General features: G+C 66.2%; 12 protein-coding genes. 6 read left to right on the forward strand and 6 right to left on the reverse strand.

Annotated features, from left to right (window positions below):
- The 6 genes from murJ to trxA all read left to right on the forward strand — a co-directional run.
- Positions 1–1719, forward strand: a 1719-nt coding sequence (gene murJ, locus JHN63_RS01615; protein WP_200676816.1) for a murein biosynthesis integral membrane protein MurJ, incomplete at its 5' end; no start/stop codon positions are given.
- A gap of 118 nt (positions 1720–1837) precedes the next feature.
- Positions 1838–3550 carry a protein kinase family protein gene (locus JHN63_RS01620; protein ID WP_200676817.1) on the forward strand — a complete coding sequence of 571 codons (1713 nt, stop codon included), beginning with the start codon at positions 1838–1840 and terminating at the stop codon, positions 3548–3550.
- A gap of 1217 nt (positions 3551–4767) precedes the next feature.
- On the forward strand, positions 4768–5487 hold the full coding sequence (sigM, locus tag JHN63_RS01625) for an RNA polymerase sigma factor SigM (RefSeq protein WP_200676818.1): 720 nt from the start codon (positions 4768–4770) through the stop codon (positions 5485–5487).
- Positions 5484–6464 (forward strand): anti-sigma factor, encoded by a 981-nt coding sequence (locus JHN63_RS01630; RefSeq protein WP_200676819.1) that lies wholly within the window; start codon positions 5484–5486, stop codon positions 6462–6464. The genes sigM and JHN63_RS01630 overlap by 4 nt, the downstream gene beginning before the upstream one ends.
- Positions 6465–6635: 171 nt before the next feature.
- Positions 6636–7604, forward strand: coding sequence for a thioredoxin-disulfide reductase (gene trxB / locus JHN63_RS01635; RefSeq protein WP_200676820.1), 969 nt, complete (start codon positions 6636–6638; stop codon positions 7602–7604).
- 44 nt (positions 7605–7648) lie between these two features.
- Positions 7649–7984 (forward strand): thioredoxin, encoded by a 336-nt coding sequence (gene trxA / locus JHN63_RS01640; protein ID WP_200676821.1) that lies wholly within the window; start codon positions 7649–7651, stop codon positions 7982–7984.
- 78 nt (positions 7985–8062) lie between these two features.
- Here the strand turns inward: trxA and JHN63_RS01645 are convergent, their stop codons facing one another.
- The 6 genes from JHN63_RS01645 to yidC all read right to left on the reverse strand — a co-directional run bounded on the left by JHN63_RS01645 (position 8063) and on the right by yidC (position 14185).
- A complete protein-coding gene (locus JHN63_RS01645; protein ID WP_200676822.1) occupies positions 8063–8680 on the reverse strand; it encodes a GNAT family N-acetyltransferase in 618 nt (205 codons plus the stop codon).
- Positions 8681–9010: 330 nt separating this feature from the next.
- The gene (locus JHN63_RS01650) at positions 9011–10099 is read right to left on the reverse strand and encodes a ParB/RepB/Spo0J family partition protein (RefSeq protein ID WP_200676823.1); all 1089 of its coding nucleotides are present in this window, start codon (positions 10097–10099) and stop codon (positions 9011–9013) included.
- On the reverse strand, positions 10096–11169 hold the full coding sequence (locus tag JHN63_RS01655) for a ParA family protein (RefSeq protein WP_200676927.1): 1074 nt from the start codon (positions 11167–11169) through the stop codon (positions 10096–10098). The genes JHN63_RS01650 and JHN63_RS01655 overlap by 4 nt, the downstream gene beginning before the upstream one ends.
- Positions 11170–11509: 340 nt before the next feature.
- Positions 11510–12226, reverse strand: coding sequence for a 16S rRNA (guanine(527)-N(7))-methyltransferase RsmG (gene rsmG, locus JHN63_RS01660; RefSeq protein WP_200676824.1), 717 nt, complete (start codon positions 12224–12226; stop codon positions 11510–11512).
- A gap of 135 nt (positions 12227–12361) precedes the next feature.
- Positions 12362–12874, reverse strand: a complete 513-nt coding sequence (locus JHN63_RS01665) for a R3H domain-containing nucleic acid-binding protein (protein ID WP_019055151.1) — start codon at positions 12872–12874, stop codon at positions 12362–12364.
- Positions 12875–12889: 15 nt separating this feature from the next.
- Positions 12890–14185: a membrane protein insertase YidC gene (gene yidC / locus JHN63_RS01670; protein ID WP_200676825.1), complete on the reverse strand. Its 1296-nt coding sequence runs from the start codon at positions 14183–14185 to the stop codon at positions 12890–12892.

Here is a 14185-nt window from a genome sequence, read left to right on the forward strand (position 1 = left end):
GCGCCGCCCTCGGGCCCGGCGCCGATGTCCGACGCCACGATGCAGCTCACTCCCACGTCGCCGGCGCCCGCGGCCGCTCCCAAGAAGGGCGGGAAGGCCACCGGCCTGCTGAAGTCGAGTGCCGTGATGGCGGCGGGCACGATGGTCTCCCGCCTGACCGGCTTCGTCCGCTCCGCGCTGATCGTCTCGGCGCTGGGTGTCGGCATGCTCGGCGACACCTTCCAGGTCGCCTACCAGCTGCCGACGATGATCTACATCCTGACCGTGGGCGGTGGTCTCAACTCCGTCTTCGTCCCGCAGCTCGTGCGTGCCATGAAGGAGGACGACGACGGCGGTGAGGCGTTCGCCAACCGGCTGCTGACCCTCGTCATGGTCGCGTTGGGGGCCCTCACCGCGCTCGCGGTCTTCGCGGCACCCCTCCTGATCCGTCTGCTGTCCGACTCGGTGGCCAACGACCCGGCGGCCAACGAGGTGGGCGTCACCTTCGTCCGCTACTTCCTGCCCTCGATCTTCTTCATGGGCGTCCACGTCGTGATGGGCCAGATCCTGAACGCGCGGGGCAAGTTCGGCGCGATGATGTGGACCCCGGTCCTCAACAACGTCGTCATCATCGTGACCCTCGGCATGTTCATCTGGGTGTACGGCACCTCCGCGAACTCCGGCATGAAGGTCACGAACATCCCGCCGGAGGGCCAGCGGCTGCTCGGCATCGGCGTGCTGCTCGGCCTGGTCGTCCAGTCGCTCGCGATGATCCCGTATCTGCGGGAGACCGGGTTCCGGCTGCGGTTGCGCTTCGACTGGCGCGGACACGGCCTCGGCAAGGCCGCGACGCTCGCCAAGTGGACCGTCCTCTTCGTCCTCGCCAACCAGGCCGGCGCGATCGTCGTGTCCCAACTGTCCACCGCCGCGGGCAAGTCCTCGCCCGTCGACGGCACGGGCTTCGCCGCCTACGCCAACGCGCAGCTCATCTGGGGCCTGCCACAGGCGATCATCACCGTCTCCCTGATGGCCGCGCTGCTGCCGCGCATCTCGCGCTCGGCGGCGGAGGGCGACGGAGGGGCCGTCCGCGACGACATCTCCCAGGGGCTGCGCACGACCGCCGTGGCGATCGTCCCGATCGCCTTCGGCCTGCTCTCGCTCGGCATCCCGATGTGCACGCTGATCTTCGGCTCCTCGGGGACCAGCGAGGCCACCAACATGGGCTTCATGCTGATGGCCTTCGCCCTCGGCCTGATCCCGTACTCGGTGCAGTACGTCGTCCTGCGCGCCTTCTACGCGTACGAGGACACCCGAACTCCCTTCTACAACACGGTCATCGTGGCTGCCGTCAACGCCGGCGCCTCAGTGGCCTGCTACTTCGTCCTCCCGGCCCGCTGGGCCGTGGTGGGCATGGCCGCCTCGTACGGTCTCGCCTACGCGATCGGTGTCGGCGTCGCCTGGAACCGGCTGCGGAAGCGGCTGAACGGCGATCTGGACGGCGCGCGTGTGCTGCGGACGTACGCTCGGCTCTGTATCGCCTCCGTGCCGGCCGCACTGCTCAGTGGTGCCGCTTGCTACGGGATCGGACATACGCTCGGCCAGGGGGTCGTCGGCTCGTTCGCCGCCCTGCTGGTGGGCGGTGCCGTACTGCTCGGAATCTTCTACGTCGCGGCCCGCCGCATGCGCATCGAGGAACTCAACTCCCTCGTGGGCATGGTGCGCGGGCGCTTGGGGCGTTGAGGCGGGGGCACACGCACAACCATCGTCCGCCGCTGTGTGTCGTGCATAGCGGCAGACTGTGGGCACAATTGGTTTCGGCGTCGAACAGCGTGCAACGGATGGGGAGGCAGGAGCGACGGTGGCGGAACGGAGCACGGCTGCCGTCGACGTGGCAGACAACAGCGGCGACAAGCCGCTGACCGCCAAGGCGGACCAGTCCACGGCCGACGGGGTGGCCCAGAACCCGGAGCGGGACACGGAGAGCGACAAGGCACAGGGGAGTGGCGGGATCGAGGAAACCGAGAAGGCCTCGCCTCCCGAACTGCACAGCGGTCACAAGCTCGCCAGACGCTATCGCCTCGAAGAGTGCGTCACCCGTCTGGACGGCTTCAGCAGTTGGCGCGCGGTGGACGAGAAACTCCGCCGTGCCGTCGGCGTCCACATCCTGCCCGCGGACCATGCGCGGGCCCGCTCGGTGCTGGCCGCGGCCCGCTCCTCGGCGCTGCTGGGTGACCCCCGCTTCGTCCAGGTCCTGGACGCCGTGGAGGAGAACGACCTCGTCTACGTCGTGCACGAATGGCTGCCCGACGCCACGGAACTGACGGCGCTTCTGGCCCCCGGCCCGCTGGAGGTGCACGACGCCTACCAGATGGTCAGTCAGATCGCCTCGGCCATGGCCGCCGCGCACCGCGAGGGCCTCGCCCATCTGCGCCTGAACCCGAACGCCGTGCTGCGCACCTCGTCCGGCCAGTGGCGCATCCGTGGCCTGGCCGTCAACGCCGCGCTGCGCGGCATCAGTTCGGACACCCCGCAGCGTACGGACACGGAGGCGATCGGCGCCCTGCTGTACGCGGCGCTCACCCAGCGCTGGCCGTACGAGAGCGACGCCTACGGCCTGTCAGGGCTGCCCAAGGGCGTCGGACTCATCGCTCCCGACCAGGTGCGCGCGGGTGTCCACCGAGGTCTGTCGGAGCTCGCCATGCGCGCGCTCGCCAACGACGGCGCCACGGCCTCCCGGCACGAATCGGCGTGCACCACCCCGGAGGAGCTGGTGAAGGCGATCGGCGAGATGCCCCGCATCCGCCCGCCGGAGCCCACGTTCACCGCGCCGCCCGAGTACCAGCGCACGACGTACCAACAGGGCACGTACGGCCGCCCGTCATCGCATCCCGGTGCCGGCCAGGCCGTGCCGACCCCGCCACCCCCGCTGCAGAGCCGCACCGGCAAGGCCCTCAAGTGGGCCGTGTCCGCGCTGCTGATCGCCGCGCTGGGCCTGGGGAGTTGGCAGCTCGCGGACGCGCTCATGGACCAGGGCAACAGCGACAACAGCAGCCCCACCGAGGGCACTCACGAGGGCACCGACAAGAAGCAGCCCGCCAAGAGCGTTCCGCTCAAGATCGATGGCGCAACCGAATTCGCGCCGAGCGGGTCAGGCATAAAGGAAGACGAAGTCTCGCTTGCCATCGACGGGAAAACGAGCACTTCCTGGATCACCCCGCAGTACAAGGGTTATCCGAATTTCGGCAACCTGCCGAATCGGAAAGACGGCAGCGGCATCATCGTGGACCTCGGGAGCGTCAAGACGGTAAAGGGCTTCGATATCACCATGTATCGAAGTGGACAGACCGTCGAAGTACTCGCGGCACCCAGTGGAGGATCATCCCCCTCGGATCTGTCCGACTTCTCCCAGCGCCTCACGCCGTTGACGACGTCGAGCAAAGAGATAAAGGGATCACTGAAGACTCCCTTGCGCACACGATACGTACTTATCCACATCACCGAACTACCCACGGACGGCTCCACAGAACTATTCCGAGGCGGCATTTCGGAGATTAGCTTCACCGGGTCCTGAGTCACGACAGGACCTGCCGGGAACGTCGGTCGACGGATTTTTTGTACGTGAGAATCTCCGTAAGCTATACGCTTCTCCTCGGCGGTCGGCTTCGCACTCTGCCATCTGGGATCGTTGTTCACCTCCCACATGTCTTTGTAGTCATGCCCAAATCCTTTCATGCATATGCTCCAATCGCCCATGGCTCTCCGGACCTCAGCGTCTCGGCTGGCCACGACGAAGGAATTCTCGTGATAGGAGAGCAGATACTGAAGAGCCGGCTTGAACCCGTCCTTGCCGAATATGTGAGAGCGCGCTCTGTCGGCGCAGCCCCCCGTTCCATCTTTGAGGGTTTTTCCAGTCTTGGCGGATCTTCCGGTATAGGCCTCGGTCTCAGCAGGTGACTGTTTGGCTTCGTCTCCTGCGTTGCCCGCTTCAGAATCATCCGGAGACTCCGGGGGGGGTGATATCCCCACTTCCGCGCCGTAGAAGTGTCGATAATTCCGTATCTTCCCCCGTTCATGGCCTGCGACGAATCGATGGGGCTTTCCTCATAGGGCCACTCGTAGCCGAGGCCCGTCATACAGTCCGCGGCGAGACGCGCCACAGCCGAGTCGTTTATGTACCGACAGTAGGGGTGGCGGTGTCTTCTTCATCGGCCTGCTTCGCATGATATGAGCAAGCCGCCAAGGACAGGGCAGGCAAGGGACACCCAGGCCCAGGCGATTGATTTTCTGGTCACATGAAGTGGTGCGAATTCATGTTGTCATTCGCACTGCGCCAATTTGTCAGAACGATGCGCGCGAAACTACCGATCTGACCACCTGCGGCAACACTGAAGCAGGGGCCGTAGTAGTTCGAGTTGTACTGGAAGAGACAGACCCTGTCGTCCGCGTTGAGGGACGTACAAGAAGTGGAAGCCTGCGCGGTAGGCGCGAGACCCAACCCTCCCGCGATCGCAGCCCCAGAACCACCAGTGCGGTCCTCTTGCGCATACATACTGGTTTCTTTGTGACACTGCGCCGACCTGTTTCCATGTTCATGATAAGTCGGATGCCGCCCCCTTAGTAATCTTTTACCGGCGACCCCATCGGAATATAATTTCTCGCATATCACCCCAAAACGGTACACATAAATCGTCCACCCCTTTCCTCGAGGGGCGTCACTGAATTCACTCGTTTACATTCGCCCAAAACTCTTATACGGTATATTCGCCGAGCGGAAGGAGGTGAGGGTGTTTGCCACTCAGCCTCGACGGTGTTCCCGATGACGAACTCCTGGCCCGACATGTCGCCGGTGACCCGGACGCCTTCGGTGAGCTCGTACGCCGACACCGGGACCGGCTTTGGGCCGTGGCCCTGCGCACGCTGGGAGACCGCGAGGAGGCCGCTGACGCGGTCCAGGACGCCCTCGTCTCCGCCTACCGGGCCGCCCACACCTTTCGCGGCCAGTCGGCCGTCACGACCTGGCTCCACCGGATCACGGTGAACGCCTGCCTGGACCGTGCCCGCAAGGCCGCCTCCAGGAAAACGTCTCCGGTCGACGACACCGAGCGCCTGGAACAACTCCTGGAACCGCACGAGTCGGCCGCGGCTCCCGCTGAGCGCAACGACCTGCACCGCCAACTGCTGGAAGCCCTGGGCACCCTTCCGCCCGACCAGCGTGCCGCTCTCGTTCTGGTGGACATGCAGGGTTACCCCGTCGCAGAAGCCGCCCGGATCCTTGATGTACCGACCGGCACGGTGAAGAGCCGCTGCGCCCGCGGAAGAGCAAGACTGCTGCCGATGCTCACCCATCTACGGCCGGAAAGAGCCGGTGACGGCAAGGAACCCGGCGCAGGACGGAACCGGGCGCAGGGGACATCCGTCCCACCGGCAGCGGGACCGCACGACACGGGTCCCAAGGATGCAGGGCCGAGCGATTCAGCTGCTGTGAAGGGCGGAGGTGGGCGAGCGTGACATCCACGACAGATACGGCCGGGCACCCGGACGTCGCAGAGATCTCCGACCTCACCGAGGGTCTCCTCCCGCCGTCCAGGACAGCGGAGGTACGACGGCATCTGGACGAGTGCGAACTCTGCGCGGACGTCCACGACTCACTCGACGAGATCCGGAGTCTGCTGGGCACCATGCCCGGGCCGCCGCGCATGCCCGCCGAGGTCGCCAGCCGGATCGACGCGGCCCTCGCCGCGGAGGCACTGCTGGGTGCCACCACTCCGGAGTCCTTGGCCGCACCGACATTGGTGACCGCGTCCCGAGCCACGACGGGCGAGAACAGCGGGGACGGGGAGCACGCCGTGGGCGATGTTTCACGTGAAACATCGCCCACGGCAGCCCGCCCCTCGGGACACGCACATGCGGCGACCGGTCCCGGACGTAGGGATCGCAAGGAACGCAGGGAGCGGAACCGCGGCGGACGTCGCGGAAGGATCGTCCTGGGAGCCGTATTCACCGCGGCCGTTCTGGGGGCCGGCTCCCTGTTCATCCAGTCGCTGGGCGACCACAACTCGTCCGACGCAGCTCACGGGAACCCGACCAGTGCTGCGGACACCTTCTCCAAGGGGAAGTTGGAGAGCCAGGTCTCGGATCTTCTCTCCTCCAAGACGGCCACAAGCCAGGGCATCAGGAGTGGGGGACCCTGGAACGCCGCGTCCGAACCCGACGGAGCGGAGTCTTCCATCAAGACTCCCAAGACCCTGATCGAGCCCTCCGGCTCCATCCCGGACTGCATCCGGCAAGGCGTGGACCGTGGCAACACGGATGTCCTCGGATTCAAGAAGGGCACCTACAACGGGGCCGCCGCCTATCTCGTGGTGCTGCCCGATGCCTCCGACAACAGCCGGGTCACGGCCTACGTCGTCGACGCGACCTGCGTGAGCCGACAGACGTCGACCCCTGGCAAGGTCCTTCTGACGCAGTCGTTCGCGCATTCCTGACTCCGGACTCCTTCCCTGCATCCCTCGTGGCGTCTTCCCACTGCGTGCCGTCTTCGTGTGCCCGGACACAGCGGGAATGCGGGCCCCGTAGGATCCGTTGGGTGGGGTGGAGGCTCTGAGAGGAGCTCCCACCGGTCGTACTGACGCAGTCCAGAGACGAGGAACCAAGCCGTGAGCGACGTCCGAAACGTGATCATCATCGGCTCCGGGCCCGCCGGCTACACGGCGGCGCTCTACACCGCGCGCGCGTCGCTGAAGCCGCTGGTGTTCGAAGGTGCCGTCACCGCCGGTGGCGCGCTGATGAACACCACCGAGGTCGAGAACTTCCCGGGCTTCCAGGACGGCATCATGGGCCCCGAGCTCATGGACAACATGCGTGCCCAGGCCGAGCGCTTCGGCGCCGAGCTGATCCCGGACGACGTGGTCTCCGTCGACCTGACCGGTGAGATCAAGACCGTCACGGACACCTCGGGCACCGTACACAAGGCGAAGGCCGTCATCGTCACCACCGGCTCGCAGCACCGCAAGCTGGGTCTGCCGAACGAGGACGCGCTCTCCGGCCGGGGAGTCTCCTGGTGCGCCACCTGTGACGGGTTCTTCTTCAAGGACCAGGACATCGCCGTCATCGGTGGTGGCGACACGGCGATGGAGGAGGCGACCTTCCTCTCCCGCTTCGCCAAGTCCGTGACGATCGTCCACCGCCGGGACAGCCTGCGTGCCTCCAAGGCGATGCAGGAGCGCGCCTTCGCCGACCCGAAGATCAAGTTCGTCTGGGACAGCGAGGTCGCCGAGATCGAAGGCGACCCGAAGCTCGCCGGGCTCAAGCTGCGCAACCTGAAGACCGGGGAACTCTCCGACCTCGCGGTAACGGGCCTGTTCATCGCGATCGGCCACGACCCCCGCACGGAGCTCTTCAAGGGCCAGCTGGACCTGGACGGCGAGGGCTACCTGAAGGTCGAGGCTCCCTCGACCCGCACCAACCTCACCGGTGTCTTCGGCGCCGGTGACGTCGTCGACCACACCTACCGCCAGGCCATCACCGCTGCCGGTACCGGCTGCTCCGCCGCTCTGGATGCCGAGCGTTTCCTCGCCGCCCTGGCGGACGAGGAGAAGGCAGAGCCCGCGAAGACCACCGTCTGACCCCCATCTCCACCCCACCGCACGATCAAGTTAAGGAGCCCGCCGTGGCCGGCACTCTGAAGAATGTGACCGACGCTTCCTTCGACGAGGACGTCCTCAAGAGCGACAAGCCCGTCCTGGTGGACTTCTGGGCTTCCTGGTGCGGCCCGTGCCGTCAGATCGCTCCGTCCCTCGAAGCCATCGCCGCCGAGCACGGCGACCAGATCGAGATCGTCAAGCTCAACATCGACGAGAACCCGGCCACGGCCGCCAGGTACGGCGTCATGTCCATCCCGACGCTGAACGTCTACCAGGGTGGCGAGGTCGCCAAGACCATCGTCGGCGCCAAGCCGAAGGCCGCGATCCTTCGCGACCTCGACGAGTTCATCGCCGCCAAGTGATGTTTCACGTGAAACCGTGAAACCCGTGTTTCACGTGAAACATGAAGGGGCCGACTCTCCGGAGTCGGCCCCTTCGCGTTAGAGCGGTCGAAGCGCTGGTTCCTTCTGTACGGCTCCCAGTAACCGGTCGAGCGCCATCTCCACGTCTTCCTTCCAGGAGAGCGTCGTGCGCAGCTCCAGCCGCAGCCGTGGATAGGCAGGATGCTGGCGAACCGTCTTGAAGCCCACGGCAAGTAGATGATCGGCAGGCAGCACGCAGGCGGCCTCTTTCCCGTGGGCATCGCCGAAGGCCTCGATCGCCTTGAAGCCCCGCCGCAGCAGATCCTTGGCGACCGTCTGCACCATGACCCGTCCCAGTCCCTGCCCCTGGTATCCCGGCATGATGAACGACGTCATCAGCTGCACCGCGTCCGGTGACACGGGGCTCGTGGAAAACGCCGTCGAGCGGGGGACATAAGCAGGGGGCGCGTAGAGGACGAAGCCCACCGGCACGTCATCGACGTAGACGACCCGCCCGCAAGAGCCCCAGTCCAGGAGGACGGCGGAGATCCAGGCTTCCTTCTCCGAGGCTGCGGTGCCCGCCTTCAGCGCGGCTTGCCCGCTGACGGGGTCCAACTCCCAGAAGACGCACGACCTACAGCGTTTGGGAATGTCCGGGAGATTGTCCAGCGTGAGCGGTACGAGCCGACGCCCCATGAAGGCTGATCCTCGCTTCCTTCGCCCGCAGCGTCGCGGGCGGCTGTCAGAGCGCTGCGTTCCCTGAGCAGACTGCCGACGAACCCGCCGACCGCCCCCAGGCCCAGACCCGCGCTCACCAGTCCGGTGCGGCTCACCGTTCGCATGGCCCCTGCCTCCCCTAAGAGGTGCTGCCAGGTGGATGCGCCATACCCGAACGCATCGTATCCATGATGAGATTCCCTCGATACCGCCAGAAAGCAAAGAGCGGGCCGCGTTCCGGTACACACCGGACACGGCCCGCTCTGCTGGTCGGACGAACAGAAACAACCATGCCGAAAGCGAGACGGCTCAGGCCTCGTCCTCCGAGTCGTCGTCCACCAGGCTCCTCTGCAGGACCGGTCCCTCGCCCGGAGCCAAGGAACCGAGGATCCGCTCAAGGTCCTCCATCGAGGCGAACTCGACAGTGATCTTGCCCTTCTTCTGGCCCAGGTCGACCTTCACCCGGGTCTCGAAGCGATCAGAGAGCCGTGTGGCGAGATCGGACAGTGCCGGGGAGACCAAGGCGCCGGCCCGAGGGCCCTTGGAGCGCTGAGCCGTCTGGGGCCGCGAGTCCATGAGGTGCACGATCTCCTCGACGGCGCGCACCGAGAGCCCCTCGGCCACGATCCGGTGAGCCAGCCGGTCCTGCTCCTCCGAGTCGTCGACGGCGAGCAGCGCCCGGGCATGACCGGCGGAGAGGACTCCGGCGGCGACACGGCGCTGGACCGACGGCGAGAGCTTCAGCAGACGCAGGGTGTTGGAGACCTGCGGACGCGAACGGCCGATGCGGTCCGCCAACTGGTCGTGCGTGCAGTTGAAGTCCTTGAGCAACTGGTCGTAGGCAGCCGCCTCTTCGAGCGGGTTCAGCTGGGCGCGGTGCAGGTTCTCCAGGAGTGCGTCCAGGAGAAGCTTCTCGTCGTCCGTGGCCCGCACGATCGCGGGGATCGCCTCCAGGCCCGCCTCACGGCAGGCCCGCCAGCGCCGCTCGCCCATGATGAGCTCGTAGCTCGTCGGAGCGATCTGCCGTACGACGACGGGCTGGAGGAGGCCGACCTCCTTGATGGAGGTGACGAGTTCCTGCAGTGCGTCCTCGTCGAACACCTCACGCGGCTGACGTGAGTTCGGTGTGATGTCGTCGAGGGGCAGCTCGGCGAAGTAGGCACCGACGGGCGGCGCCGGCATCTGCGGGACACCGTACGACGTGTCCTCTGTCTCGTAGGAGACCGGCGGCAGCGTGGTGACCTTCGCCGCGGCCACCCCTCGGTCGCCGGTGATGACCGGAACAGCCGTGGGAGACGCGGAACCCACCGCGGCCGGAGCCACCGTCTTCTCCCCGGTCGGGGCTGCGGGGATCAGTGCGCCGAGCCCACGGCCCAAACCCCTCCGTCGCTCGCTCACTGGACACCCTCCACCATGCTCTGGTCGCTCTGAGCGCCGATGTGCGCATGCGGTGCGTCGTAGCTGACGCCCACACCCTTCAGCGCGATTTCCCTTGCCGCCTCAAAGTAGGAGAGGGCACCGCTCGATCCGGGATCGTAGGTCAGTACCGTCTGCCCGTAGCTCGGTGCCTCGGAGATACGGACCGAGCGGGGAATGCTCGTCCGCAGCACCTCGTCGCCGAAGTGGCTGCGCACCTCGTCGGCGACCTGGGACGCGAGGCGTGTCCGGCCGTCGTACATGGTGAGCAGGATGGTCGACACATGCAGGTTGGGGTTGAGGTGCCCCCGTACCAGGTCGACGTTGCGAAGCAACTGTCCGAGGCCTTCCAGCGCGTAGTACTCGCACTGGATCGGGATGAGGACCTCCGCGCCGGCGACCAACGCGTTGACCGTCAGCAGGCCGAGCGAGGGTGGACAGTCGATGAGGATGTAGTCCAGCGGCTGCTCGTAGGCCTGAATCGCCCGCTGCAGTCTGCTCTCACGGGCCACCAGGGACACCAGCTCGATCTCCGCACCGGCGAGATCGATCGTGGCAGGGGCACAGAAGAGGCCCTCGACATCGGGAACCGGCTGCACGACCTCGGAGAGAGGCCGGCTGTCGACCAACACGTCGTAGATGGAAGGGACTTCCGCGTGGTGATCGATCCCCAGTGCCGTGGAGGCGTTGCCCTGTGGGTCGAGGTCGACCACCAGAACACGGGCACCGTGCAGTGCCAGCGAAGCGGCAAGATTGACGGTCGTCGTCGTCTTGCCCACCCCACCCTTCTGGTTGGCAACGACCATGATGCGGGTCTGCTCAGGACGTGGCAGGCCCTCGCCGGCACGACCTAGCGCTTCTACCGCCAGTTGGGCAGCACGACCGATGGGAGTGTCGTCCATAGGGGGCGGTGTTTCACGTGAAACGTCCTCCCCCATCGACTCGGTACGGGGACCGGGGACCGGATCGGTCATCGGTCCCGCGATGTTGGCGTCGGACCGCAAGGATTCACTCTCCTCGACTTCAGGCTCGCAATGAACAGAGCCTCCCATGTCTTCAGGGTCGTGAACCAGTGAGGCCTGTTGTTCTGTGGAGAATTCCACCTCTGTGGACAACTCCGTGACCTCTCCGAGTGATCCGAGAGGCTTCCTATCGCGGGGTTCGGCCGCGCGGCTGCGGCTGATGATGCCGTGGAGCAGTGAGCGACGTTTCACGTGAAACACGATGCACAGCAGCCGAGGCCCGAACTGTCGCGACACTCCGGCATGGATAGGTTTGGCAGCTTGTGTGGAGTAAGTTTCGTCGTCAGGACGGATCAGCGACGCACTTCACACGCTGAGACCAAGCTGCCTCGCACGCTGAGACCGACCCGCCTCAGACGCTGAGACACCCTCAACGGCGCCGCCGCGTACGCCCCGTACGAGCCGCCTTGGCCCGCTTCGCCGCGAAGCGAACCCCGCCGGGGCTCTCTCCGACCTCGACACGAACCACCGTGGACAGCGGGTCGACGATGCCTTCACCGACTTGCAGGATGGACGTCTCCACGGCTCCGAGCTTGCTCAGTACGGTCGCCGCACTCTTGAGTTCCTCCTCGGCCGTGTCCCCCTTGAGGGCGAGCATCTCGCCGTAGGGACGCAGCAACGGGATGCCCCAGGTGGCCAGTCGCTCCAGCGGAGCCACGGCCCGGGCCGTCACCACATGGACCGGCTGCAGGGTGCCCATGACCTCCTCGGCCCGTCCCCGCACCACGGTGACGTGGTCGAGGCCCAGGAGTTCGACGACCTCGGTGAGGAAGTTCGTACGGCGGAGCAGTGGTTCGAGCAGGGTGATCTTGATGTCCTCGCGGACCAGGGCCAGGGGAATGCCCGGGAGGCCGGCGCCGGAGCCGACGTCGCAGACCGTCACTCCGTCCGGCACGACCTCCGAGAGGACCGCACAGTTCAGCAGGTGCCGTTCCCACAGACGAGGCACCTCACGTGGGCCGATCAGGCCGCGCTGCACACCCGCGTCGGCGAGCAGCTCGGCGTATCGGACCGCATCCTCGAAGCGATCGCCGAACACCTCGCGCGCCTGCTCGGGCGCGGGGGGAAGCTCCGCTGCCTCCGTCACGGGGGACCGTCCTTCCGTACCGCAAGAGCGCATTGGGCGCTGACCACCAGGACCACCAGAACTACAGGACTATCAGGCTGACAAAGTTCGGCCCCGTCTGCTCAACAGACGGGGCCGGTGGAACGTCGGGACCGATCAGGCGGGAAGTACGACGACGAAGCGCTGCGGCTCCTCGCCCTCCGACTCGCTGCGCAGTCCCGCGGCCTTGACCGCGTCGTGCACGACCTTGCGCTCGAACGGGGTCATCGGGTTCAGCTTCACCGGCTCGCCGGTGTTCTTCACGTCGGCCGCGGCCTTGGCGCCCAGCTCGGAGAGCTCGGTGCGCTTCTTGGCACGGTAGCCCGCGATGTCCAGCATCAGGCGGCTGCGGTCCCCGGTCTCCCGGTGCACGGCCAGCCGGGTGAGCTCCTGGAGTGCTTCCAGCACCTCACCGTCACGGCCGACGAGCTTCTGGAGATCGCGGCCGCTGCTGTCGCTGATGATCGAGACAGCGGCGCGGTCGGCCTCGACATCCATGTCGATGTCGCCGTCGAGATCGGCGATGTCCAGCAGACCCTCGAGGTAGTCCGCCGCGATCTCGCCCTCCTGCTCCAGGCGGGACAGGGTGTCTGCACCCTCGGCAGCGGCGGAGGTGGTGCCTTCCGTCACGGGATGGACTCCTTCTTACTTCTTGGACGGGGACTTGGGCCGCTGCGGACCCTTGCGCTGTCCGGACTGGGCCTTGCTGCGGGTGCCGCCGGCGGGCTTCGGGGCGGGCTTCTTCGCGGCGGTGGCGGGCTTGGCGTCCTCGGGTTCGTCCGACTTGCTCAGCGAGGTCTTCGGCTCGTCGGCGTCGTCGGCCGCGCCCTCGGCACTGTCATCGGCCGCCTTGGCGGCGGACTGGCGCTGGGCCTTGGTCTGCCGCTTGGGCTGCTGACGCCTGGGGGCGGCCGTGGTCGGCGTACCGTCCTCGGACTCCACAGCCGTGCTCTCGCCCTTCACCACAGTGCCGTCGGCCTGGGCCACGAGGCCCACCTTGGTGAGGCTGTTGATGAACTTGCGCTCGAACTCGTTGCGGTCGCGGCCCTTGGAGACGATCGCCTTGACGATGGCCTTCTCACCCCGGCTGCGGGTCTTCTCGTGGTGCGTGACGTGCTTGGTCAGGCGCTCCAGGTAGGCGGCCTGGGCCTTGGAACCCGGCGTCGGGTTGTTGCGGATGACGTACATCTGCTGGCCCATGGTCCACACGTTGGTGGTCAGCCAGTAGACGAGGACACCGACGGGGAAGTTGATGCCGAAGATGGCGAACATGACGGGGAAGACGTACATCAGCATCTTCTGCTGCTGCATGAACGGCGTCTTCACCGTGGTGTCGACGTTCTTCGTCATCAGCTGGCGCTGCGTGTAGAACTGCGACGCCGACATCATCACGATCATGATCGCGGTGACGACCCGGACGTCGGTCAGCGTGGCGCCGAGCGCCTCGACCTTGCTGCTGCCGTCCGTGAACTTGGCGGCGAGCGGGGCACCGAAGATGTGCGCCTTACGCGCGCTGGCGAGCAGCGAGTCGTTGATGACGCCGATCGTCGAGCCCGTCGCGATGCCGTTGAGCACGTGGTACAGGGCGAAGAAGAACGGGGACTGCGCCAGGATGGGAAGGCACGAGGAGAGCGGGTTGGTACCCGACTCCTTGTACAGCTTCATCATCTCTTCGGACTGACGCTGCTTGTCGTTCTTGTAGCGTTCCTGGATCTTCTTCATCTCGGGCTGCAGGGTCTGCATGGCCCGGGTCGCCTTGATCTGCTTCACGAAGAGCGGGATCAGACAGATGCGGATCAGGATCACCAGGGACACGATGGACAGGCCCCAGGCCCAGCCCGTGTCGGGACCGAAAACCTTCCCGTACACCGAGTGGAACTGGACGATGACCCAAGAAACGGGTGTCGTGATGAAGCTGAAAAGACTGGCAATCGTGTCCAC

This window comes from Streptomyces sp. MBT65 (genome assembly GCF_016612545.1).
In the GTDB taxonomy this organism is placed as follows: domain Bacteria; phylum Actinomycetota; class Actinomycetes; order Streptomycetales; family Streptomycetaceae; genus Streptomyces.

What these genes read in the sequence shown, in the direction of transcription:
- JHN63_RS01645 (WP_200676822.1), bottom strand. Translation starts at nt 8,680, where the DNA reads ATGGGGCGTCGGCTCGTACCGCTCACGCTGGACAATCTCCCGGACATT.
- JHN63_RS01655 (WP_200676927.1), bottom strand. Translation starts at nt 11,169, where the DNA reads ATGGGAGGCTCTGTTCATTGCGAGCCTGAAGTCGAGGAGAGTGAATCC.